We start from the raw sequence: 21,428 nt of genomic DNA, 5'->3' as shown, positions 1-21,428 counted from the left end.
CTACTGATTAAGCTTTGAGTACTTTTTGATGTAATGCTTCCAATCCTTCCTGCATTCTGAGTTGCACTTCTCTCGTTAAGCTTTCAACTGTATGTCCAGTAACATCAATCGTGGGCAAAGCTGTTAAATGTGCAACGACTTGAGGCATTTCCAATACCGCTTTGAGATGCGCTGTAAATCCAATATTTCCAATAAAGGGAGCAACCTGATCTAACTCCCCCTCTTGATTAACATAACAGATTAAACAAACTTGCACTGGTTTTTGAGCCTCGATAGCTGCAGCTAAAAGTCTTCCATGCACTTTTTTGACTTTAGTTCCATCAGTCGTGGTTGCTTCTGGAAAAAATAAGACAGGGATATTTTGCTTCAAAAATTCCGTGATTTGCTCTTTAATACGGACCGAATCTCCTGAACCTCGTTTAATGAACAGTGTTCCACCACCCTTGGCAAGTTTCCCAAAAATCGGCCAATTTTCAATTTCTGCTTTTGCTAAGAAAAATACACGCGCACTCGAACCCAATACAGGAATATCTAACCAAGAGATATGATTGCTCACCCATAATGCGGGTTCACGAGGAATGTTGCCATGCACTTGTAAATCGATATTAAAAACTTTGCATAAGCGACGGCAAAAATGTTGTACATAGCGAGTATTGTTTGGATTATTCGGATTTTTATACATTTGATGCCTAAAAATTAAATAAAACCCTTCAGTGACAGCAGCAGTACCTGAGATGATTTTTTGGCTATATAGCGCTGTTTTTGAAAATAAATTGAGTTTTTTAGGCGTTAATGTTGTCATAAATTATTTCACTAAATAATAACAGGCGTTATCCACTATAGCTCCATTCTATACTGAGCTCACCAGAGATGCATTGATTATAAAAACCGTATACATAGATTTGAAAATTCAATTTCAATTCAAACACTCAATAAAATACAATTTTTAAATCGAATTTATAGATTGAAAAATTATGCAAACTCCAACTCAATCATCATCAAATCAAGTCCTTCCCATCTGGTCGGCACTCTTCTCATTGGCATCAATTGTCGGTGGCGTCTTTTTATTTATGCTGGCGTTTATACTCATGTTCAAAACTGCTTTAGGTTAATTTAAATCTATTTCCCTCAATTGTTCAATTTCCTCTACACTAGAGTTTTGATGTGGAGTGTTAGCTGAGTGGAAGTTACTGGACAAAATCAAGCAAATGAACGAGCGGTCTTGGTGAGTGTTAATGTCCAAATATTAGAAGATCTTGATCAAGAAGAATTTCGTTTATTGGCCAAATCTGCTGGTGCAGAGATTCTTGAACATATACAAGCTCAACGTATTAAACCGGATCCTAAATTTTTTATTGGTTCGGGTAAAGCTGAAGAAATCGCCGAATTTGTTGCAGCGGTAGAAGCTGATATTGTCATTTTCGATCATTCCCTCACACCATCTCAAGAACGTAATCTCGAGCGTGTTATTCAATGTCGTGTTATCGATCGTACTCGCCTGATCTTAGATATTTTTGCACAACGCGCACGAACACATGAAGGTAAACTACAAGTTGAATTGGCTCAGTTAGATCATCTCGCTTCGCGTTTAGTGGGTGGTCGCATGGGCTTAGATGGTCAAAAAGGTGGTATTGGTCTACGTGGTCCAGGTGAAACACAATTAGAAACAGACCGTCGTTTACTCCGCCTCCGCATAAACCAGCTTAAAGACAAACTTGAAAAAGTCCGCCAGACACGAATCCAAGGTCGTGCAGCGCGTCAAAAAGCGTCTATTCCAACAGTGTCTCTTGTCGGTTATACCAACGCAGGAAAATCCACCCTATTTAATATTCTTGCTGAAAGTGATGTGTATGCAGCAGATCAATTGTTCGCAACTCTTGACCCAACTTTAAGAAGATTAAATTGGGATGGCATTGGAACATTGGTCTTGGCTGACACAGTGGGATTCGTTCGCAATCTTGCACACTCCTTAGTAGAGTCATTCAAAGCAACACTTGAAGAAACACTTGAGGCGACTTTGCTTTTGCATGTTATCGATTCAAATAGTCCAGAAAAGCTTGAGCAAATTGATGCTGTTGAAAAAGTCCTGAAAGAAATTGGGGCTCAGGTGCCAATTTTACGCGTATACAATAAAATTGATCAAACGGGTGAAGAGCCGAAAATCATTTATGCTTCTCCCAATTTGCCCGATCGAGTCTATGTTTCAGCACATTCAAATCAAGGTTTAGATTTACTGCGACAAGCCGTTCAAGAATGTTTAATGGGGCAAATTCAACAATTTGAACTCACACTCAGACCTGAATATGGCAAATTACGCAATCAACTGTATGAATTAAATGTGATTCAGTCTGAACATTATGATGATCTAGGTCATTTGATTTTAAATATTCAAATTGCGCCACATAAATTAGAGCAACTTATAAAACAAGCACATTTACCAATTGATCAAATTCTTGGTGATAAGGCGCAACAATTTAAAAGACCTTTAGAAGAGTTTGAAATCAAATCATAAATCAGTTAAAACGTGATAAATAATGTTAAAAGTATAATCATGATGCAGTGGATGAAAACGATAGATTGGCCAGCATGGATTGGCACCCTAGTGCTTATTATTGGCTTCCGAGAAGGTTCAGTTTGGCTTACGACTCAATTGAATCATCCCGAACTGGGCAATCTTGTCGGGTTGCTTTCCTTACTACTTGTACTGTTTGCTTGGCGTAGATTTGGCACTCTTCCAACCAGAGTTGTCGATGTAAATAATAAAATCATGAAAGAAAGTGCTTTCGCATTTTTACCAATTAGTGCTGGGGCATTGGTTATGTTGGTTCATATGGGTAAAGAAATTCCTCTTTTTTTACTCGTACTCACGTTAAGTACACTTATTCCACTTTGGGTTTACGCCAAAATGGCAAAACGCTGGTTATAGGAGAGAAATATGCTCGCAATTTTAATCGGCTTTGCTATTACGTTATTCGCCTATTTAATTTCAAAACCCTGTAACCGTGTCGTACCACAGATTCCTGTCATTGTATTCGGGATGTTCTTTGTGATCGTCATCTTACTGATTGTTGGTATTCCTTATGATCACTATATGAAAGATGTCAATCCGATTTTTGATCATTTATTAGGATACGTCACGGTGGCTCTCGCGATCCCACTTGCAGCAATGCGTTATGACGATTTACCACTAAAAGGCATTTTAGGAATATTAGTGTTTGCCAGTGTCAGTGCAGTCGCATTGCCTATGGGCTTAGCCTATTTACTGCATATGGCGGATTCGACCATTATGGCTTTCGCTACACGTGCAGTGACGACACCAATCGCAATTAATATTGCGACCTTACTCCATGCACCAATTAGCTTAGCCATTTTAATCGTCATTTTATCTGGTGTTATCGGCGCAGCTTTTTCACCACTCATACTACGTCATATTAATGATGAGCGTGCCTCAGGCTTAGCACTCGGCTTAGCGGCTCATGCGATTGGGACAGCTCAAGCTTGGCAACGAGGTAGTGTAGCTGGTCGTTATGCTGCATTTGGTATGGCGGTAAATGCAACGTTTACAGCCGTTTGGCTTCCCACTTTTATTCACTTTTTAAAAGCGACCTCTTGATATACCCACGACTGAAAATAAAAAAGCCACTGATGAGTGGCTTTTTTATTAGACGAAATGATCTAAAGTAGATTCTATGCAAACATAGGATTATCGACAGCAAACATTTGCTGATCTTCAAGACGATACGCCATTAATTGATTACCCCAGACACAACCACCGTCAACATTCTGGATATGCGCAGATATTGTTTTGCCCTGTAAGGCAGCCCAATGTCCAAAAATGACTTGATGAGTTTGAGCAGCTTTTGACTTATATTCAAACCATGGCTGATAGCCAGCTGGCATCGGCTCATCTAAAGCGTCTTTAAAACTAAATTCAAGTCGACCCTCTGGATCAGTCAAACGCATACGGGTTAGATAATTCACGATACATCGTAAGCGCTCATATCCTGTTAAATCATCTGACCATAATGTAGGTTCTTTACCATACATTTCTTTCAAAAATGCATCCAGAACATCAAAATCATCATGTGCAATAACCGCTTCAACCTCTTGAGCAAACTGTTTCACTTGCTCTACTGTCCAAATATGTGGAATACCCGCATGTGTAATGACAATATTTTCATTTGGACATAAACATAAAGGTTGTTTGCGTAACCAGTCGATTAAATCATCACTGTCAATCGCATCAATCACATCACGAGTATTGTCTTTCTCTTTAATCTCTTTAATGCCCCTTGCGCCCGCTAACAAGGTCAAATCATGATTACCCAAGACTGTCGCAGCAACGCCTCGATCGACCAGTTTCTTGATAAAACGTAAAGCGCCAATCGAGTTTTCACCACGTGCGACTAAATCACCCGCAAACCATAAAAAATCCTGATCAGGATCAAATTTGATTTCCTTGAGTAACATTTTCAAAGCTTCAAAACAGCCCTGAACATCACCAATCACGTAATTATATCGAATGTTTTCACCAGCCATTTATGCATCTACCATTTGATCTGCAAGTGCAACAAATTGAGCAAGTGTTAATGTTTCTGGACGCGCCATTGGATCAACACCAGCTTTTTCAAATCCTTCCTCTTGCAACATACCTTTTAAACTGTTGCGAAGTGTCTTACGGCGTTGTGTAAATACATGGGAGACTAAACGTGCCAAGGCTTTTTCATTCTTCGCCACTATTGGTTTTACATCATACGGCTCTAAGCGAAATACCGCAGAAGTTACTTTGGGTGGTGGGTTGAACGAACCAGGTGGCACTTCAAACAAGAATGTTGGTTTACAGTAATACTGAATCATGACTGATAAACGACCATATTCTTTGGTATTTGGTGATGCCGTAATACGATCGACCACTTCTTTTTGCAACATGAAGTGCATGTCTTTGACCTTGTCACCAAACTCTAAGAGATGAAATAACAAAGGCGTAGAAATGTTATAAGGTAAGTTACCGACAACACGCAACGGACGACCATCAAACAATTCAGTGAAGTCGTAGCGTAAAGCATCAGTTTCCACAATAGTTAAACGTTCAGGATGCGGTACACGACCCGGTAATCCAGCTGCTAAATCACGGTCTAATTCAATGACAGTCAAAGCATCACATTCACCAATTAAAGGCGATGTTAAAGCAGCAAGACCTGGACCAATTTCAACAATATTGTCACCAGTACGCGGGTTCACCGAACGCACAATTTTGGCAATGACACGTTGGTCATGTAAGAAGTTTTGACCAAAACGCTTACGCGTGTGATGCCCTTCATCTTTCGGGTTTAAGGCATTAATCTGATACATAAAGATTTCCAACGTGTAATTAAGACAAGATCACTGACGCGCTAAATCGAGCGCTAAGTCCACAGCCACATGTAAGCTCGAGCTTTTCGCAAGTCCAGTACCTGCGAGGGAGAGTGCTGTGCCATGATCGACAGAGGTGCGAATAAACGGCAAGCCCAAAGTAATATTAATGGCTTCACCAAATCCTTGAGATTTTAACACAGGTAATCCCTGATCGTGATACATGGCTAAAACTGCATCGGCATCTTTTAAATTTTCTGGCGTAAATAAAGTATCTGCAGGCAGACATAAGCTCATGTCTATCCCTTGCGCACGATAGCGTTCAAGTACAGGATTAATCACTTCGATCTCCTCCACCCCTAAATAACCATCTTCACCTGCATGAGGATTTAAACCGCACACCAAAATTTTGGGAGATTCGATTTTAAATTTAGATTTTAAATCATGAATCAGAATGTCGATGACCTGATGCAAGCGCTCAGCTGTAATCGCATCCGCAACCGCACGAAGGGGTAAATGCGTGGTTGCAAGTGCAACACGTAAGGTTTTGGTTGCCAGCATCATGACCACGCGTAATACACCAGCAAATTCTTGGTAAAACTCAGTGTGACCACTGAAATGAATACCTGCCTCATTGATCACTGACTTTTGTACAGGTGCTGTCGCCACGCCAACGCTTTTACCTGACATCGCATAGTCTGCAGAACGGCGGAGTTGCTCTAAGACATAACTCGCATTTTGAGCATTTAACTCACCCAGTACTACACTTTCATTTAAAGGAATATGTTCCACATAAAGCTGATCCACTTTTGATGATGTTTGTTGCCCTTGATACTCAATCACTTCAACTTCAAGATGAAGTGTTTCTGCACGTTGCTTGAGCATTTGTATATCAGCAAGCACGACGAGTGGACGCTCATCCAAACGTTGCGCAAGGCTTAAACAGATATCAGGACCAATTCCAGCAGGCTCACCGCTGGTGACATACAAAGGAAGCATAACGATCATCATTCAAGGATTTTTATTATTTTAATACAGATCGAATGTACGATGTTCAACAATCCCAAAATGGTAAAATCTTAGCCCTCTGATTTTTTAATCGTTCTTTTGAGTCTTTTAGCGCCAATCCATACGAAATCTTGTATCTAATAGACCAACAGCATGAGCGACTTCGGATACACATACAATCACGATGACGAGGAGCAAACCCAACAAAAGAATCCGTCCAATCGTTGAACGCATTGAATAAAACGCTGAATCTTTAATGCACAAGAAACCAAAGCCACCGATTGAATAAATAACCCAAGGGAAAATCATAAAATGTGCATACATTGAATATATAAGAATGACACTCAAAACATCGATTCCATAAATAGCGCCAAACACCACACCTAACGCTAAATATATTCCGAGAAAAATAAATAAAAATCCGGTCAAAAATTTCGTCACCTTGCTCACTTTGATTTGATCATGGCGTGAAGATAAATCTGAATGATGAACAGGAGGAGAGAAACGATCATTATTATTTTGTGAACTCATCAAAACTCCGAGCTATTATTATGATTATTTCCTCATTCTAAAAGAAATTGATTAAATAAACCGCTATACTTTTCAATCTAAATTAAATAGAATATGCCCCTCGAAATCTTAATATTTTGATTGTGGTTCTAGTGTTTTTCCGCTAGAATTCGCTCTCCTTTTTGTTTGGACAGATTCCACCGTCCAAACCAACTATAATAGGTAGTGGTTAATGAAAACTCTCAGCGCTAAGCCAGCTGAAGTTCAACACGACTGGTACGTTGTTGATGCTTCTGGCAAAACTTTAGGTCGTCTTGCGACTGAAATCGCACGTCGTTTACGCGGTAAGCACAAAACTTCTTATACTCCTCACGTTGACACTGGTGATTACATCGTAATTATCAATGCTGAGCAAGTTCAAGTAACTGGTAACAAGTCACTTGATAAGAAATACTATCGCCACACTGGTTTCCCTGGTGGTATCCGTGAAACTAACTTTGAAAAATTAGTTGCTCACAAGCCAGAAGAAATCTTCCAACGCGCTGTAAAAGGCATGTTGCCAAAAGGTCCTCTTGGTTATGCTATGATCAAGAAAATGAAAGTGTATGCTGGTGCTGAGCATCCTCACACAGCTCAACAGCCACAAGTTTTGGACATCTAAGGGATACAGCACATGGCTACTAACTATGGTACAGGTCGCCGTAAGACCGCAACTGCACGTGTTTTCCTATCTGCTGGTACTGGTAAACTCGTTATTAACAACCGTTCTTTAGAACAATACTTCGGTCGTGAAACTGCTCGTATGGTTGTACGTCAACCACTTGAGCTTTTAGATGCTACTGAGAAATATGACCTTTACATCACTGTTGCTGGTGGTGGTATCGGTGGTCAAGCTGGCGCAATCCGTCACGGTATTACTCGTGCATTGATCGCTGCTGACGAAACTTTAAAACCTGCTCTTCGTCAAGCTGGTTTCGTTACTCGTGATGCTCGTGAAGTTGAACGTAAGAAACTTGGTTTACGTAAAGCTCGTAAACGTCCACAATTCTCTAAACGTTAATTCGTTTTCCGAATTCGGACAAAAAAACCTTGGCTTATGCCAAGGTTTTTTTTCATCTTTATATTTTCCCTTACTCATGAAAATCAGTCGTACACGATGCTTTAAAATGAATATTAAACGCTGATATCAATAAAAAGACGCTAGTTTTTATTGCTCTATTTTGACTGACTTAAACAAACATATGCTTAATCATCTATCCCAATTTGAGGATTGTTAACTTTTTACAACTTCATTAAAAAATACTTTCATGCAGTTTTTTAAATTAAGGGGATAAAAATGTTAAATAGGGAAATATGTTTATCATTCGCCGTAGCCGCTACAATATTAGGTACATCCAATATTGCACAAGCAAATAACTCACAATCAATAGATGCTTTAGCCGTGTGCTGGCAATCCAATACGGGTAAGCATGTTTGTGATGGACCCATACAAAGATTAATGTCTTCATATGAAAACATAAATAAAGCATTAGAGTTAGTTGGATGCTCAGATGGATACCCTGTACAAAATAACAGTCTGGTACATCGATCTTTAGGTCAAAAATTCTCAGTGGTTTACAAGTGTGGCTATAAACTTAGACCAGGCGACACAAGTGCATTAACTAACAATCGCGACGTCCGTCAATGGTGGAGTGGAATCATACATTAGTACACAAGGCCGATTCAAAGATCGGCTTTTTACATCGCTTTGGATAAAAAAGTTAAAGATTGAATTTCAACAATGCAAGGATAGAATTTAATAAAAAACGTTCCAGACATAAATACGAATCAATATAAAATCCAAGTGTTTTAATATGCATCGCTCATTAAACGATGATTTTAGCGTGCATTTTTAGTATCCTTATCTATTCATTAATACTTTGATTGGAATATGTCAGTCGAAACCACCCCATTACAAGGCATCACCGTTTATAGTCATGCAGATGACTTTCGATCGCATTGGATTCGCTTCTTACTGGCAGAAAAACAAATTAAACACAATTTATTTATTGTCGACGAAGACAACGAGGATCTTGCGAGTTTAAACCCATACAATCAACTCCCAATGATGGTTGAAAATGAGTTAAAACTTTTCAATACATCCATCATTTCTGAATATTTAGATGATCGCTATCGTCAGAATAAATTATATGCAGATGCTCCTGCTCCACGTGCAGAACAACGCCAATATATATGGCGTTTTGAAAATGACTGGTTAAAACTTGCAGATGATATGTTGCGCCACCCAGACACCCTTGATGTTGACGCACAAAAGGCAGCTCAAAAAAAGTTAAAAGATACTCTTATCTCGCTGACACCTTTGTTTCAGCACTATCCTTATTTCATGTCTGAACAATTTACAATTTTAGATTGCATGTTGGCACCGATTTTTATACGGTTAAGAACGATGGGTATTGAGCTTCCAAAGCAACAATGCCGCCCGTTTTATTTATATTGCCAGCGTGTTTTCAGTCGTCCAGCCTTCCTTAAGTCCATGACGGTTCAGGAAAAAAATCGTTATAGTCCTGAATTAAAATCCGCTTAAAAAAGCAAAAGAGTGAGTCACATGTCTGATCAAGAAATCAAATTAAGTCCAACTCGCCCGTATTTAGCACGTGCGATTTATGAATGGATTTGCGATAACAATCTCACCCCATATCTACTGGTAGATGCCACACAACCTTATACCGATGTACCTACACAGTTCGTTCAAGACGGTCAGATTGTTTTAAATATCGTGCCACATGCTGTACATCAACTACACATGAGCAATGAAGCGATTACTTTTTCTGCACGTTTTGGTGGTGTCTCCAAAGATATTTATGTGCCAATCAATGCTGTACTCGGGTTATATGCAAAAGAAAATGGTCAAGGATTATTCTTTGATCCTGATGAATATGCCAATGCACAAACGGATGAAAATCCGATAGAATCTAAACAGCAACAAAATCAAGAAAATGAAGCACCAAAGAAAAAACCAAGTTTAAGAATTTTGGATTAAAAACTTACAGGAGAGTTGAATGGCTTTTGATTTAGTACAATATTTTGTTGAGCAGACCAAAATTCAAAAGCCTCAGCTGTTGAAACAGTATCCAGCTGAACAACGGCATGAATATCTCAATGAATTAAATATCTTAGCTTTAGGCAAACTCATCAGCCTATGGCGTAAAGACAAAAAAAAAATATACCAAGAAATTCATGCCGCTGACCAACTTTATATTCAAGAAGTCGCACGGCATTTGACGACATCTCAACATAATCAGTCTACGCTGTCTCATCAAGAACTTGAAACTGCGACATCAGAGATTTTGACCTTACAGCTTAATGAACTTAAACAACTTGATGTAACAGGTCATTATCAACTACAAGGCATGAATGAATTACTTCAGGGTCAAGTTGAACATCTCTCTGGTAAAGCAAAAGATTGGGTTTGGCTAACAAATAACCTAAATGAGTTGATTGGTTCTCAACCTGTCATTCAAGAAGATATATCATTAGACCAAACGATGAAGGAGTTTCATGATATGGTCAATCAAGTTCAACATGATCACCACGATGTTGCTGAGCCAGAAGTAGTGGCTACACCAACTTGGGCAAAAGTTTTAGAACCTGTAGTTGCGATTGCAATTCTTTGGGTGCTTTACTGTGCCCTACAAACAGTATTTGCATAAATCCTGTGATAAAAAAAGCCATCTAACGATGGCTTTTTTTTTATTGCTTATTCAGCATCAACCTCAATATTCATCAAGATTTGACGTTTTTTCACTTGCTGGCCAACTTGTCCTACGATTTCACCCACAACACCGTCCACATCTGACTTAATTTGCTGTTGGATTTTCATCGCTTCAAGAATCAATAATGTTTGCCCTTTAGTTACACGCTCTCCAGGTTGAGCAATGACATTTATAATTGCACCATCCATTGGGGCACGAATTTTACCATCCCCTGCCACATCGGCAGTCTCAGGTGGTAAATAGGTAATATTTTCCACCATGACGTTGCCATTCGCGCGATCTAAATAAACGAAATTACCATCAAGAACATAGTCGATTCGACGTCGAATTCCATTAATGCTATAAATCAATTGCTGTGTATTTTGCGCTACAACCTCAATTGACTGGCTTTCACCACAGGTTTCAACACTCACTGAACGACCATCACGATGCACAATGAGATCTAACTTTTGATCATCATATCGAAGTTTCAGTGGCAATGCTGAAGAAACCCCTGTATTCCAATCTGTTTGCGCAGATGCATTTGTCAACAACGCTGCAACCAATGCTAAGCTTTCTAAATTTAGACTCTGCTTATTCAAACTCACATCACTTTGGAAATGCTGTTGAATAAAACCAGTATTAACATCACCTTCCACCACAAGTGGATGACGTAATAAGTTAACTAAAAACTCCTTATTACTGTTTACACCTAACAGTACAGAATCATTTACGGCACGAGCAAGTAAACGGATCGCATCAGTACGTGTTTTGCCATGTACGATGATTTTAGCCACCATTGGATCGTAGAATGGGCTAACTTCATCAGTTGGCATCATACCGTGGTCGATACGTACGCCTTCTAAATCCGAAGGTTGCCAGCGTAAGACTTTACCTGTTTGTGGTAAGAAGTCTTGGCGTGGGTCTTCTGCATATAAACGCACTTCAATGGCATGACCATTCATGGTCAATTCTTCTTGTTTCAGCGGTAAAGTTTCACCGTTTGCCACACGAAGCTGCCACTCAACAAGATCTAGACCTGTAATCATCTCTGTCACAGGATGTTCTACTTGCAGACGTGTATTCATTTCTAAGAAATAGAACTCACCCGATTGGTCTAGCAAGAATTCAACTGTACCCGCACCGACATAATCACACGCTTTGGCTGCGGCAACTGCGGCATTCCCCATCGCTTGACGTGTTTCTTGTGTCAATACTGGACATGGTGCTTCTTCAACCACTTTTTGGTGACGACGTTGAATCGAGCAATCACGTTCAAATAAATACACATAGTTACCATGCGTATCACCAAACACTTGGATTTCCACGTGGCGAGGTGCAATCACCGCTTTCTCGATAATCAACTCACCCGAACCAAAGGCATTTTCTGCTTCAGAACGTGCAGTTTTTAAAGCTTCAAGTAAATCCGCTTCTTGGTGAACAAGACGCATACCACGTCCACCACCACCTGCTGATGCTTTTACCATCAATGGAAAACCTACTTTTTTCGCTTGATCTGCTAAAAAGTCGATGTCTTGTTGGTCACCTTCATAACCCGGTACACATGGTACGCCTGCTTCAATCATGGCGATTTTAGACAAACGCTTGCTACCCATGAGCTCAATCGCACCTGCTGGTGGACCAATTAAGGTAATGCCATTTTCTGCACACGCTGCAGCAAAATCAGTATTTTCTGATAAGAAACCATAACCCGGATGCACGGCATCTGCGCCTGTTTTCTTACATGCTTCGATGATATTTGGAATCGATAAATAAGATTCTGATACTTTAGAAGGACCAATATAAACCGCTTCATCAGCCACTTGTACATGACGCGCATTTTTGTCCGCATCAGAGTACACAGCAACGGTTTCGTAACCTAAAGCTTTTGCTGTGCGCATTACACGAGCAGCAATTTCACCACGGTTTGCAACTAATACTTTTGTAAACGCCATAGTTCCACCAATTTTTTAGGCTCCTCTTATTTTGAGGAGCGTATCCTTTTTAATTCACATTCATACAGGCGTTGGAATGTGGTTTATTCTGCCCAGCTTGGTTGGCGTTTTTGAATAAACGCCATTGTGCCTTCCATCCCTTCTGCGCTTGCCACGGCATCTGCAAATTGACGTGCTGCATCATCAAGTAACGGCCCCAATTCTTCTTTGGTGGTACGATGTAATAATGCTTTTGTTGCACGCGATGCCAATGGTGCACAACGTTTAATTTGGGTAATGGTTTCCTCAAGTGCAGATGCAAGTTCAACTTCATCTGCAACCACTTGATGCACAATTCCCACCTCTAAAGCGGTTTGACCTTTAAAGCGCATACCTAATAATGCTAAGCGACGTGCTTGAGTTAAACCAACACGCGTCACTACAAATGGTGCAATTTGTGCAGGTAAAATCCCTAGACCAGTTTCTGGTAAGCCAAATTGTGCTTCTGCATGCGCAATTGCCACATCAGACACACATGCCAAACCAAAACCACCACCGAGTACAGCACCTTCAAGTAAAGCCACAACAGTTTGTGGTGCTTGATCGACTTGCTCAATCAACGCACCAAAGGTACGGTTAAATTCGGTATATGGTGTGTTGTTGCCCACTTCCATTGCTTTAGCACGAATCGCTGCCATATCTTTGATGTTTCCACCTGCACAGAAATGACCACCTTTACCACGTAAAATTACAGCACGTACAGACACATCATCTTTAATTGCTGTAAATACAGCCTGAATGGATTCCACCATTTTTAGGCTCATGGCATTACGGCTTTCAGGATGGTTTAACCATAACGTTAAAATGCCACCGTCTTGCTCTAGGATGATGCTGCCATCAACCTCTAAATTGGCAATTGAACTTGATAATGTCATATCAGATCTCCTGTTTATTTTTTCTTACCAGGAAGGATGTCCATCATCTTACAGATAATGCCAAGCATGATTTCGTCCGCACCACCACCGATCGATACTAAACGACCATCACGGTAGAATTGTGCTGCTGGGTTATCTGCCATAAAGCCATTACCACCCCAGAACTGTAAGCAGCTATCCGCAACTTCACGCGTTAAACGACCTGCTTTCAGTTTTGCCATAGACGCCATTTGCGTTACGTTTTCGCCTTCGATATGTAATTGGCAAGCACGATAGGTTAATGCTTTCAGCGCTTCGATCTCAGTCATTAATTCAGCAAAACGGAAATGGATATATTGGTTATCAATTAATGGCTGACCAAATGTCGTACGCTCTTTAGTGTACTGAATTGTTTTTTCGATACATTGCAACATACCACCCATGGCGTTAGCAGCACCCCACATACGCTCTTCTTGGAACTGAAGCATTTGCATCATAAAGCCCATGCCTTCTTGACCCACTAAGTTACGCTGTGGCACACGTACGTTGTCAAAGAACACCTGTGCAGTGGTACTTGAACGCATACCTAACTTGTCTAATGGCTCAGAGAATGTAATACCCGGTGTATTTGCAGGAACCACAATCATTGACTTATTAAAGTGTGGTTTACCATCAGAAGTATTCGCTAACAAACAGAAGAAGTCTGCTTGTAGAGAGTTTGTAATCCACATTTTGTGACCATTGATGATGTAATCATCACCATCTTTAGTTGCTGTGGTTTTTAGTGCTGCAACGTCAGAACCTGCTTGAACCTCAGATACTGCAATCGCTGCAACTTTTTCACCTGCAACTGCTGGCGTTAAAAACTCATCACGTAACTCTTTAGAACCAAAACGTGCAATCGCAGGCGTTGCCATATCGGTTTGTACACCCATCGCAAGTGCAACACCACCAACATTGATACGACCTAATTCTTCTGCAACCACCAAGTTATAAGAATAATCGAGTGCCAAACCGCCGTTTTCTTCAGGTTTACAGATACCCAATAAACCCAAATCACCCATTTTTTTGAATACTTCGTGGATTGGGAAACGACCTGCTTTTTCCCATTCTGCTGTAAATGGGTTGATTTCGTTTTCTACAAATTGACGTGTTGTACGGCGTAGCGCTTCATGTTCTTCAGTAAATTTCATTTTTGTCTTCCTTAAAATTTCAATATTTTTTTTAATCTTTAATCTCCCTTGCGAAGCCATGCTTCTCACCACTTTAAAAAGAGGGGGAATTCCTCACTTTTCACAGGGATGAGGAATATATTCCGCAAGAGGGATTTATTAGAATCTTGGTACACCAAAACGTGTTGGATTTAGTTCACGTGCTTGTGATTCATTAATCGTTTGCAATAAGAAAATCAGCAATTTACGTGTATCACGTGGGTCGATAATGCCATCATCATGCAACATTGCAGTATTAAATAGCGCTGTAGATTGTGACTCTAATTTCATCGCTGTTGATTGTTCTAAGAAGTCCAACATTTGCTCATTTGGCTCCATGCCAGATTCACGTTGTTTCGCCTCTGCAACAATACGAAGTACCTTACCAGCTTGCGCACCACCCATTACCGCAACACGAGAGTTCGGCCATGAGAAGATAAATTGTGGGCCAAGTGGACGACCACACATTGCATAGTTACCAGCACCGTATGAACCATGTGCAATGATCGAAATCTTCGGCACTGTACAATTCGCAACAGCTTGGATCAGTTTAGAACCATGTTTAATGATGCCGTTTTGTTCTGCATCTGTACCCACCATAAAACCTGTGGTGTTATGCAGGAATAAAATTGGGCGTTTGGTTTGTTCACATAATTGAATAAACTGTGCTGCTTTTGCTGCACCTTGTGGCGTAATCGGGCCATTATTAGTAATGATACCTAAGTGCATACCACCAATTTGCGACCAACCACATACCGTATGTGAATCATACTCATTTTTAAATTCGAAGAAATCAGAATCATCAACAATACGTGCAATGATTTCTTTCATATCCAATGGTTGTTTTGGATCTGATGGAATGATGCCAAGTAATTCTTCTGCTGAATAACGTGGCTCTTTATATTCTGGTGTTTCAAGCTTAACTTGCTCTTTCCAGTTTAAATGCTTAAAGATTTCACGTGCGATACGGATACCATCAGCATCATTTTCTGCTAAGTATTCTGCTGTACCGGCCACTTGTGCATGCATTTCTGCACCACCCAATTCTTCAGCAGTTGCCACTTCCCCTGTTGCTGCCAATAACAATGGCGGTCCTGCAAGCAACATTTCAGTTTGCTTACGTACCGTAATCACATAATCAGAAAGACCCGGTTGGTATGCACCACCTGCTGTGGCATTACCATGGACTACAGAGACTTGTGGAATCCCTTTTGCAGATAAACGTGCTTGGTTGGCAAAGGTTGTACCACCAGCAGTAAATACTTCTGCTGCGTAGTTTAAGTTTGCACCACCACTTTCTGCTAAAGTAATGATTGGTAATTTTTGCTCTAACGCAATTTGGTGTAAACGAAGGCTTTTGTGTACACCCATTGGAGCAATCGTACCGCCTTTGATCGCACTATTATTGGCAGCCACCATACAACGTGTACCGTTTACAAAACCAATCCCTGCAATGATCCCGCCACCTGCTTCTGAACCATCTTTATCATCATGCATCTTGTAACCCACAAGACCACACAACTCTACAAATGGAGAATCTGCATCGAGCAACATACGCACACGCTCATGCGGTAAAATCTTTCCTTTTTTATCAAACTTAGGCTTAGCTTTATAAGAACGATCTAGCGCACTTTTTTGAATCGCTCGAATCTCTTCGATTTGCTCGAGCAATTTCGCTTTATTCTGTTCAAATACTTCGCTTCCTACTGCAACTTCGGACTGAATCACTGCCATTCCGTTTCCTCCTTGTTCCTTATAATCTGGATTAATTCTTTTCGTCTTTTTTCTTTAGTACATCTGGAATAAATGCACGGTGGAAGCCGTTATAAGACTCACTATTTTCTGCAGATGATAATGGGAATACGCGTGTACCTTGTGAAGCCGCACCATCGATACGTACTGTCATCCCTGAAACAAAGTTGGCCGCTTCAGAAAGTAAATACACAATCGCTGAAGACACTTCCGATTCTGTTCCCATACGTTGTAAAGGCACATTGCCTGAAAGGTTTGGGATAATGAATTCTGCGACAGGGCCTGAATAGGTATCCATCCCTGATGAGATAATCCAACCCGGTGCCACACAGTTTACCCGCACACCTGATTTACCCCATTCCACCGCAGCCGTTTTGGTCAGGTTATCCACACCCGAACGTGCTGCACCTGAGTGCCCCATACCCGGCATACCGCCCCACATATCTGCTGCCATATTGACGATGGCACCACCATTTTTTGCCATCCACTGGTTATAGGCTTCACGCATAAGATAGAAGGTCGAATGTAAGTTATTACGGATGACCGCATCAAAACCATTGGCAGAAATACTTTCTAATGTTGATGGGAACTGACCACCTGCGTTATTCACTAAACCATCAATACGACCGAACTTTTCGATCACCTCCGCAATCATGTTTTTCACTTGTTCTTCTTCGCGGTTATCACACACGATGCCATGTGCATGACCACCATCTTCAGTGATTTCAGCAATCACATTTTCAAGTTTTTCGATCTTACGACCTGTAATCACCACTTGCGCACCAAGTGATGCAAGCTCATGTGCCGTACAACGACCAATCCCCGAACCACCACCTGTCACAATCACGACTTTGCCAGCGAATGCATCATTTCTAAAAATTGATTGATAACCCATTGCGCATACTTCCATTTTTATTTGATGTAAATTTTTCTGGATTGGGCATCATGGCGATGCCCAAAGCTGTGCTTACAATAAATTTGCAGGCACTTTCACTGGCATATCTAACAATTGTTGTGCAAAGGCTTTACCTTGTGGGTCAATACGTAAACTCGCAACACCACCACCACCAAGCGCATCAATCAATAAGAAGTTCATGGCATTTAAACCCGGTAATTCATAGCGAAGAACTTCGCCACCCTCACCGCCTTCAAATACATGCTTCATATATTCAGCAACATTGGCTTCAGTTAAAGATGCACGAATCCAAGGTAAGAATTCTGGTTTACGTGCAAGTACACCGATGTTGCTGTAGTTACCTTTATCACCACTACGTGCATGTGCAACTTCAACCAATGGCACTTCGATTTCATTACCTGTTAAAGTTGCCACTTCACCTGTAGGAATCGTTGGAATCTCTGCAAGCGGCTCACCCTGTTGTACATCAACTTTATGACGCTCACCATTGATATCCACTTCAACATTGAGTTGAGATTTCTCTACCAAGAACGAGAATAATTTAATCACTGGAGATGGTTTTGGACGACCACCCACAATCCCTGTTAATGCAGGTGCCATACCTGTTGAAGCTTGCGCAATCTCAGATGCAAAGAACATACATGCTTCTTTAAACATATGTTTAACGGCAATTTTCACCACAACTTCACGAGGTTTTTGCACACGACGATTTGCGCCATACGTTGTTTCTGTACCTAAAATCTCAATTGATTTTTCAGTAAATGGTGGAATCGAACGAAGCGCCATCACACGCTCAACTTTATTTAAAATTGCATTAGAAACGGCATAAGCTTTTTCTTCTGCATCTTGGCCTGCAAGTAAGAAACTCACTAACACACGGTTACCATCAGGATAGGTTGTGCTTACTTTGTAATGTTGTGTCGGTGCTGTACCTTTTGCACCTGTCACCAATACACGGTGCTCGCCTACTTGCTCAAGTTTGACTTGGCTAAAGTCAGCAGTTACATCAGGCAATAAATAAGCTTGTGGATGACCAATTTCATACACAATTTGCTCGCCCACAGTACCTGTAGAAACTAAACCACCTGTGCCATTTGGCTTAGTCACCACAAATGATGAATCTGCTTTCACTTCAACAATTGGGAAGCCCATATTGTCAAAGCCTTCAACCAAACGCCAATCTGTGAAGTTACCGCCAGTACATTGTGCACCACACTCAATCACATGACCTGCAAGTGCCGCCTGTGCCAATTTATCGTAATCGTTTAAATCCCATTTGTATTCATGCAATAAAGGCCCAATCACCACAGCCGAATCCACAACACGACCTGTAATTACAATATCTGCACCTAAATCTAAAGCATCACGAATACCTACGGCACCCAAATAAGCATTGCTACTTGCAACATGTGCAGGCAAAGGTTCACCTGTGAACATTTCTTTGGTGCCTTGCTTTTGCAATTCACCTTGCTTATCCATTAAATCGTCACCAAGTACCACCGCTACTTTCAAATCTAATCCAGCATTGGCAATCACTTGTTGAAGTGCATCACGGCATGCCAATGGATTTACACCGCCAGCATTACTTACAACTTTGATTTTCTTGTCCGCAATTTTTTTGATGAGTGGTGTCATGACACGACTAACAAAGTCCAATGCATATCCATGAGAAGGATCTTTCATTTTGGCTTTTGCCATGATAGACATGGTGATTTCTGAAAGATAATCAAATACTAAATAGTTAATATCCGACATATGTACTAATTGAAATGCAGCTGTGTTGGTATCTCCCCAGAAACCTGAAGCACATCCAATTTTTACAATTTTTTGTTCATCCTGAATATTTGTCATAACCATCTCATTATTCTGTTTAGAATTTAAGCTTAATCTACCAAGCAAGCGCTTGGTTTGTAAAGTGCAAAATGTTATTATTATTTGCAAATCTGCTTATTGCGCTAAAATTTGCATGGAAGCAACGCGTTTAGAAAACAAAATAGGATAAAATAACAAGATGATCGCGACCTCTATTGACCAAATTCAACCGATAGCCTGCTTTGACGATACACCACGTGGTCGTTTACTTTTGGGGGCAGCTTATTTATTCCATAAACAAGGTTATGCCAAAACCACTGTTCGTGAACTCGCACAGTTTATTGGTATCCAATCTGGAAGCTTATTTCATCATTTCAAAACCAAAGACGATATTTTGGCGCATGTGATGGAACAAACCATCATTTACAATCACGCTTGCCTTGAAAGTGCCATATCCACTTCAGACCATCCAGAGCAACAACTCAAGGCTCTGATTAAAGCTGAACTCGATGCGATCTCTGGGGATACAGGTTCCGCCATGGCTGTATTGGTCTATGAATGGTTTTCACTTTCTGAGGAAAATCAGAAGAAACTATTAAAATTAAGAAATGATTATGAAGGGATATGGCTGAGTGTCATCAAGGTATTACATGACAAAGGCAAAATTAAGCACGATCCTTTTATCTGGCGAAGACTGATTGGTGGGTCAATCGCTTGGACCGTAACTTGGTACAATCCAGAAGGGAAAATGTCACTTGATGAGTTAACCAATATCGTCTGGGATATGGCAATGAATGCTTAACTTTATATCTGATCAATTAAAAAAGGTGGCTTAAGCCACCTTTTTATTTCTTTTAGAAGCCCAGCTGTCGGCTTGCCAAATCTTTCATAATTTCCTCAGCTCCACCGCCTATCATATTCACTTTAACTTCGCGATATATACGTTCAGATTTCATCCCACGCATAAAGCCCATGCCACCTAGTGTTTGAACGGCTGCATCAGCACAGAATTGCATAGTTTGCGTTGCTACGTTTTTGAGCATACAAATTTGTGCAATCATTTCATTCCCCTGAAGTTCAGGACGACCCATTTTATATGCCGTATCTTCAAGTAAAGCACGAGTCGTTTGTAAACGTGTTGCCATATCTACCAATTTATGACGAACCACTTGGTGATCAACCAAGCGCTTACCAAAAGTACGTCGCTGTTGAGCCCAATCTAAAGCTTCTTCATAACAAACTTTTGCATAACCATAACTGCTCGCAGCCAAGAAGAAGCGTTCCATATTGAAGTTATTCATGATGACAAAGAAGCCCATATTCTCAGGACCAATCAAATTTTTTGCAGGCACTTTAACTTGATCGAAGTGCAAATGAGCTGTATCAGATGCCCACCATCCCATTTTATCTAACTTTGTTTTTGTAATACCTGGCGTATGGGCATCAATCAGTAGCATTGAGATACCATTGGGCCCTTTTCCTTCAGGATCAGTTCGAACGGCAACAGTATAGTAATCAGCACGAATACCAGAAGTAATAAATGTTTTTTCACCACTGACTACATAGTAATCGCCTTCTTTCACTGCTTTTGTTTTAAGTGCTGCAACATCAGAACCTCCTCCCGGTTCTGTTATTGCTAAAGCAGAAATCTTCTCACCTGATAAGATTTGTGGCAAAACCTCTGCTTTGACTTCTTCACTTGCAAAACTATTAATTGGTGGTGCACCGATCATATGTGAAAGTAATGAAGCGATTAACCCACCTGATGCCGCCTTTGCCAACTCCACACAACCTAATAAAGTATAGAATGCATCTGTATCTGGGATACCACCGTATTTTTCATCAAAACCTGATGCCATCAATCCAACTTCTGCAGCTTTTTTGTAGAGTTCCCGTGGAAAAGTCTCAGCTTCATCCCACTCATTTACATAGGGAATAATTTCTTTTTCTACAAATTTTTTTACTGCATCTGCAAATGCAAAATGTTCATCTTTGTAATAAATCGGATTGTATTGCATCAACTATGTCCCTGAAATTATTTAAATCCTCATAGGCATACTGACATTTATTGTTGTTTTTTTAATTGCAAGAATCATCAATCTTTTGGCATAAATTAACTGAATGGAGCCTCTTATTTAATTAAAAGCATTTAATTATTTTGAAATTCAATTTTTTGATATAAAAAAACACCCCCTTCTATTGAAGGGGGTGTTTAGAATAATGAGCTGGCGATGACTTACTCTCACATGGGTAACCCCACACTACCA

At 40.5% G+C, this 21,428-nt stretch carries 22 protein-coding genes; 10 read left to right on the top strand and 12 right to left on the bottom strand.

Going from position 1 to position 21,428, the window contains the following annotated elements:
* Nucleotides 1-7: 7 nt before the first annotated feature.
* Nucleotides 8-802: a lysophospholipid acyltransferase family protein gene (locus AC1M9C_RS13840; RefSeq protein ID WP_481610395.1), complete on the bottom strand. Its 795-nt coding sequence runs from the start codon at nt 800-802 to the stop codon at nt 8-10.
* Nucleotides 803-974: 172 nt separating this feature from the next.
* Between AC1M9C_RS13840 and AC1M9C_RS13835 the strand changes: the two genes are divergently transcribed.
* The 4 genes from AC1M9C_RS13835 to AC1M9C_RS13820 all read left to right on the top strand — a co-directional run bounded on the left by AC1M9C_RS13835 (nt 975) and on the right by AC1M9C_RS13820 (nt 3,613).
* Complete coding sequence (locus AC1M9C_RS13835) at nt 975-1,112, top strand: hypothetical protein (RefSeq protein ID WP_481610394.1); 138 nt, start codon at nt 975-977, stop codon at nt 1,110-1,112.
* Nucleotides 1,113-1,180: 68 nt separating this feature from the next.
* A complete protein-coding gene (gene hflX / locus AC1M9C_RS13830) occupies nt 1,181-2,512 on the top strand; it encodes a ribosome rescue GTPase HflX (protein WP_481953915.1) in 1,332 nt (443 codons plus the stop codon).
* Between the two features lie 42 nt (nt 2,513-2,554).
* The gene (locus tag AC1M9C_RS13825) at nt 2,555-2,926 is read left to right on the top strand and encodes a hypothetical protein (RefSeq protein WP_481588016.1); all 372 of its coding nucleotides are present in this window, start codon (nt 2,555-2,557) and stop codon (nt 2,924-2,926) included.
* A 9-nt stretch (nt 2,927-2,935) separates the two neighbouring features.
* On the top strand, nt 2,936-3,613 hold the full coding sequence (locus tag AC1M9C_RS13820; RefSeq protein ID WP_481588001.1) for an LrgB family protein: 678 nt from the start codon (nt 2,936-2,938) through the stop codon (nt 3,611-3,613).
* 74 nt (nt 3,614-3,687) lie between these two features.
* Here AC1M9C_RS13820 and AC1M9C_RS13815 read toward each other — a convergent pair whose 3' ends face one another.
* From AC1M9C_RS13815 to AC1M9C_RS13800, 4 genes are all read right to left on the bottom strand, one after another.
* The gene (locus AC1M9C_RS13815; protein WP_481953914.1) at nt 3,688-4,539 is read right to left on the bottom strand and encodes a symmetrical bis(5'-nucleosyl)-tetraphosphatase; all 852 of its coding nucleotides are present in this window, start codon (nt 4,537-4,539) and stop codon (nt 3,688-3,690) included.
* On the bottom strand, nt 4,540-5,352 hold the full coding sequence (gene rsmA / locus AC1M9C_RS13810; RefSeq protein ID WP_035270009.1) for a 16S rRNA (adenine(1518)-N(6)/adenine(1519)-N(6))-dimethyltransferase RsmA: 813 nt from the start codon (nt 5,350-5,352) through the stop codon (nt 4,540-4,542).
* Nucleotides 5,353-5,382: 30 nt separating this feature from the next.
* Nucleotides 5,383-6,363 carry a 4-hydroxythreonine-4-phosphate dehydrogenase PdxA gene (pdxA, locus tag AC1M9C_RS13805; protein ID WP_481588003.1) on the bottom strand — a complete coding sequence of 327 codons (981 nt, stop codon included), beginning with the start codon at nt 6,361-6,363 and terminating at the stop codon, nt 5,383-5,385.
* 105 nt (nt 6,364-6,468) lie between these two features.
* Nucleotides 6,469-6,891 carry a hypothetical protein gene (locus AC1M9C_RS13800; protein ID WP_481588004.1) on the bottom strand — a complete coding sequence of 141 codons (423 nt, stop codon included), beginning with the start codon at nt 6,889-6,891 and terminating at the stop codon, nt 6,469-6,471.
* A 211-nt stretch (nt 6,892-7,102) separates the two neighbouring features.
* Between AC1M9C_RS13800 and rplM the strand changes: the two genes are divergently transcribed.
* The 5 genes from rplM to AC1M9C_RS13775 all read left to right on the top strand — a co-directional run bounded on the left by rplM (nt 7,103) and on the right by AC1M9C_RS13775 (nt 10,580).
* Nucleotides 7,103-7,531, top strand: a complete 429-nt coding sequence (gene rplM, locus AC1M9C_RS13795) for a 50S ribosomal protein L13 (RefSeq protein WP_035270016.1) — start codon at nt 7,103-7,105, stop codon at nt 7,529-7,531.
* Between the two features lie 12 nt (nt 7,532-7,543).
* Nucleotides 7,544-7,930, top strand: a complete 387-nt coding sequence (rpsI, locus tag AC1M9C_RS13790; RefSeq protein ID WP_035270019.1) for a 30S ribosomal protein S9 — start codon at nt 7,544-7,546, stop codon at nt 7,928-7,930.
* A gap of 870 nt (nt 7,931-8,800) precedes the next feature.
* Entirely contained in the window at nt 8,801-9,454 is a 654-nt protein-coding gene (locus AC1M9C_RS13785) for a glutathione S-transferase N-terminal domain-containing protein (RefSeq protein ID WP_481588005.1), read from the top strand.
* Nucleotides 9,455-9,475: 21 nt separating this feature from the next.
* A complete protein-coding gene (locus AC1M9C_RS13780) occupies nt 9,476-9,910 on the top strand; it encodes a ClpXP protease specificity-enhancing factor (RefSeq protein ID WP_035269488.1) in 435 nt (144 codons plus the stop codon).
* 19 nt (nt 9,911-9,929) lie between these two features.
* Nucleotides 9,930-10,580: a hypothetical protein gene (locus AC1M9C_RS13775; protein ID WP_481588006.1), complete on the top strand. Its 651-nt coding sequence runs from the start codon at nt 9,930-9,932 to the stop codon at nt 10,578-10,580.
* A gap of 47 nt (nt 10,581-10,627) precedes the next feature.
* Here the strand turns inward: AC1M9C_RS13775 and AC1M9C_RS13770 are convergent, their stop codons facing one another.
* From AC1M9C_RS13770 to AC1M9C_RS13745, 6 genes are all read right to left on the bottom strand, one after another.
* Nucleotides 10,628-12,577 (bottom strand): acetyl/propionyl/methylcrotonyl-CoA carboxylase subunit alpha, encoded by a 1,950-nt coding sequence (locus tag AC1M9C_RS13770; RefSeq protein ID WP_481953913.1) that lies wholly within the window; start codon nt 12,575-12,577, stop codon nt 10,628-10,630.
* Nucleotides 12,578-12,660: 83 nt separating this feature from the next.
* Nucleotides 12,661-13,491 (bottom strand): enoyl-CoA hydratase/isomerase family protein, encoded by an 831-nt coding sequence (locus AC1M9C_RS13765; protein ID WP_481953912.1) that lies wholly within the window; start codon nt 13,489-13,491, stop codon nt 12,661-12,663.
* A 14-nt stretch (nt 13,492-13,505) separates the two neighbouring features.
* Nucleotides 13,506-14,663, bottom strand: coding sequence for an acyl-CoA dehydrogenase family protein (locus AC1M9C_RS13760; protein WP_481592318.1), 1,158 nt, complete (start codon nt 14,661-14,663; stop codon nt 13,506-13,508).
* Between the two features lie 138 nt (nt 14,664-14,801).
* Nucleotides 14,802-16,415, bottom strand: a complete 1,614-nt coding sequence (locus AC1M9C_RS13755) for an acyl-CoA carboxylase subunit beta (protein WP_481592317.1) — start codon at nt 16,413-16,415, stop codon at nt 14,802-14,804.
* A gap of 31 nt (nt 16,416-16,446) precedes the next feature.
* Nucleotides 16,447-17,328 carry an SDR family oxidoreductase gene (locus AC1M9C_RS13750; RefSeq protein ID WP_481953911.1) on the bottom strand — a complete coding sequence of 294 codons (882 nt, stop codon included), beginning with the start codon at nt 17,326-17,328 and terminating at the stop codon, nt 16,447-16,449.
* 72 nt (nt 17,329-17,400) lie between these two features.
* A complete protein-coding gene (locus AC1M9C_RS13745; RefSeq protein ID WP_481588012.1) occupies nt 17,401-19,200 on the bottom strand; it encodes an acyclic terpene utilization AtuA family protein in 1,800 nt (599 codons plus the stop codon).
* A 160-nt stretch (nt 19,201-19,360) separates the two neighbouring features.
* Here AC1M9C_RS13745 and AC1M9C_RS13740 point away from each other — a divergent pair, with 160 nt between their 5' ends.
* Nucleotides 19,361-19,963 (top strand): TetR/AcrR family transcriptional regulator, encoded by a 603-nt coding sequence (locus AC1M9C_RS13740; RefSeq protein WP_035269534.1) that lies wholly within the window; start codon nt 19,361-19,363, stop codon nt 19,961-19,963.
* 52 nt (nt 19,964-20,015) lie between these two features.
* Here AC1M9C_RS13740 and AC1M9C_RS13735 read toward each other — a convergent pair whose 3' ends face one another.
* A complete protein-coding gene (locus AC1M9C_RS13735; RefSeq protein ID WP_481588013.1) occupies nt 20,016-21,179 on the bottom strand; it encodes an acyl-CoA dehydrogenase family protein in 1,164 nt (387 codons plus the stop codon).
* Nucleotides 21,180-21,428: the final 249 nt, after the last annotated feature.

Source organism: Acinetobacter sp. 24-47-39 (genome assembly GCF_056783825.1).
Note: the sequence above shows the minus strand (reverse complement) of the source record. Positions and strands in the feature narration are given on the sequence as shown.

What these genes read in the sequence shown, in the direction of transcription:
- AC1M9C_RS13820 (WP_481588001.1), top strand. Translation starts at nt 2,936, where the DNA reads ATGCTCGCAATTTTAATCGGCTTTGCTATTACGTTATTCGCCTATTTA.
- AC1M9C_RS13835 (WP_481610394.1), top strand. Translation starts at nt 975, where the DNA reads ATGCAAACTCCAACTCAATCATCATCAAATCAAGTCCTTCCCATCTGG.
- AC1M9C_RS13825 (WP_481588016.1), top strand. Translation starts at nt 2,555, where the DNA reads ATGCAGTGGATGAAAACGATAGATTGGCCAGCATGGATTGGCACCCTA.
- rpsI (WP_035270019.1), top strand. Translation starts at nt 7,544, where the DNA reads ATGGCTACTAACTATGGTACAGGTCGCCGTAAGACCGCAACTGCACGT.
- AC1M9C_RS13780 (WP_035269488.1), top strand. Translation starts at nt 9,476, where the DNA reads ATGTCTGATCAAGAAATCAAATTAAGTCCAACTCGCCCGTATTTAGCA.
- AC1M9C_RS13760 (WP_481592318.1), bottom strand. Translation starts at nt 14,663, where the DNA reads ATGAAATTTACTGAAGAACATGAAGCGCTACGCCGTACAACACGTCAA.
- AC1M9C_RS13765 (WP_481953912.1), bottom strand. Translation starts at nt 13,491, where the DNA reads ATGACATTATCAAGTTCAATTGCCAATTTAGAGGTTGATGGCAGCATC.
- AC1M9C_RS13735 (WP_481588013.1), bottom strand. Translation starts at nt 21,179, where the DNA reads ATGCAATACAATCCGATTTATTACAAAGATGAACATTTTGCATTTGCA.
- AC1M9C_RS13840 (WP_481610395.1), bottom strand. Translation starts at nt 802, where the DNA reads ATGACAACATTAACGCCTAAAAAACTCAATTTATTTTCAAAAACAGCG.
- AC1M9C_RS13785 (WP_481588005.1), top strand. Translation starts at nt 8,801, where the DNA reads ATGTCAGTCGAAACCACCCCATTACAAGGCATCACCGTTTATAGTCAT.
- AC1M9C_RS13740 (WP_035269534.1), top strand. Translation starts at nt 19,361, where the DNA reads ATGATCGCGACCTCTATTGACCAAATTCAACCGATAGCCTGCTTTGAC.
- AC1M9C_RS13815 (WP_481953914.1), bottom strand. Translation starts at nt 4,539, where the DNA reads ATGGCTGGTGAAAACATTCGATATAATTACGTGATTGGTGATGTTCAG.
- AC1M9C_RS13800 (WP_481588004.1), bottom strand. Translation starts at nt 6,891, where the DNA reads ATGAGTTCACAAAATAATAATGATCGTTTCTCTCCTCCTGTTCATCAT.
- AC1M9C_RS13745 (WP_481588012.1), bottom strand. Translation starts at nt 19,200, where the DNA reads ATGACAAATATTCAGGATGAACAAAAAATTGTAAAAATTGGATGTGCT.
- rsmA (WP_035270009.1), bottom strand. Translation starts at nt 5,352, where the DNA reads ATGTATCAGATTAATGCCTTAAACCCGAAAGATGAAGGGCATCACACG.
- rplM (WP_035270016.1), top strand. Translation starts at nt 7,103, where the DNA reads ATGAAAACTCTCAGCGCTAAGCCAGCTGAAGTTCAACACGACTGGTAC.
- pdxA (WP_481588003.1), bottom strand. Translation starts at nt 6,363, where the DNA reads ATGATGATCGTTATGCTTCCTTTGTATGTCACCAGCGGTGAGCCTGCT.
- AC1M9C_RS13775 (WP_481588006.1), top strand. Translation starts at nt 9,930, where the DNA reads ATGGCTTTTGATTTAGTACAATATTTTGTTGAGCAGACCAAAATTCAA.
- AC1M9C_RS13750 (WP_481953911.1), bottom strand. Translation starts at nt 17,328, where the DNA reads ATGGGTTATCAATCAATTTTTAGAAATGATGCATTCGCTGGCAAAGTC.
- AC1M9C_RS13770 (WP_481953913.1), bottom strand. Translation starts at nt 12,577, where the DNA reads ATGGCGTTTACAAAAGTATTAGTTGCAAACCGTGGTGAAATTGCTGCT.
- AC1M9C_RS13755 (WP_481592317.1), bottom strand. Translation starts at nt 16,415, where the DNA reads ATGGCAGTGATTCAGTCCGAAGTTGCAGTAGGAAGCGAAGTATTTGAA.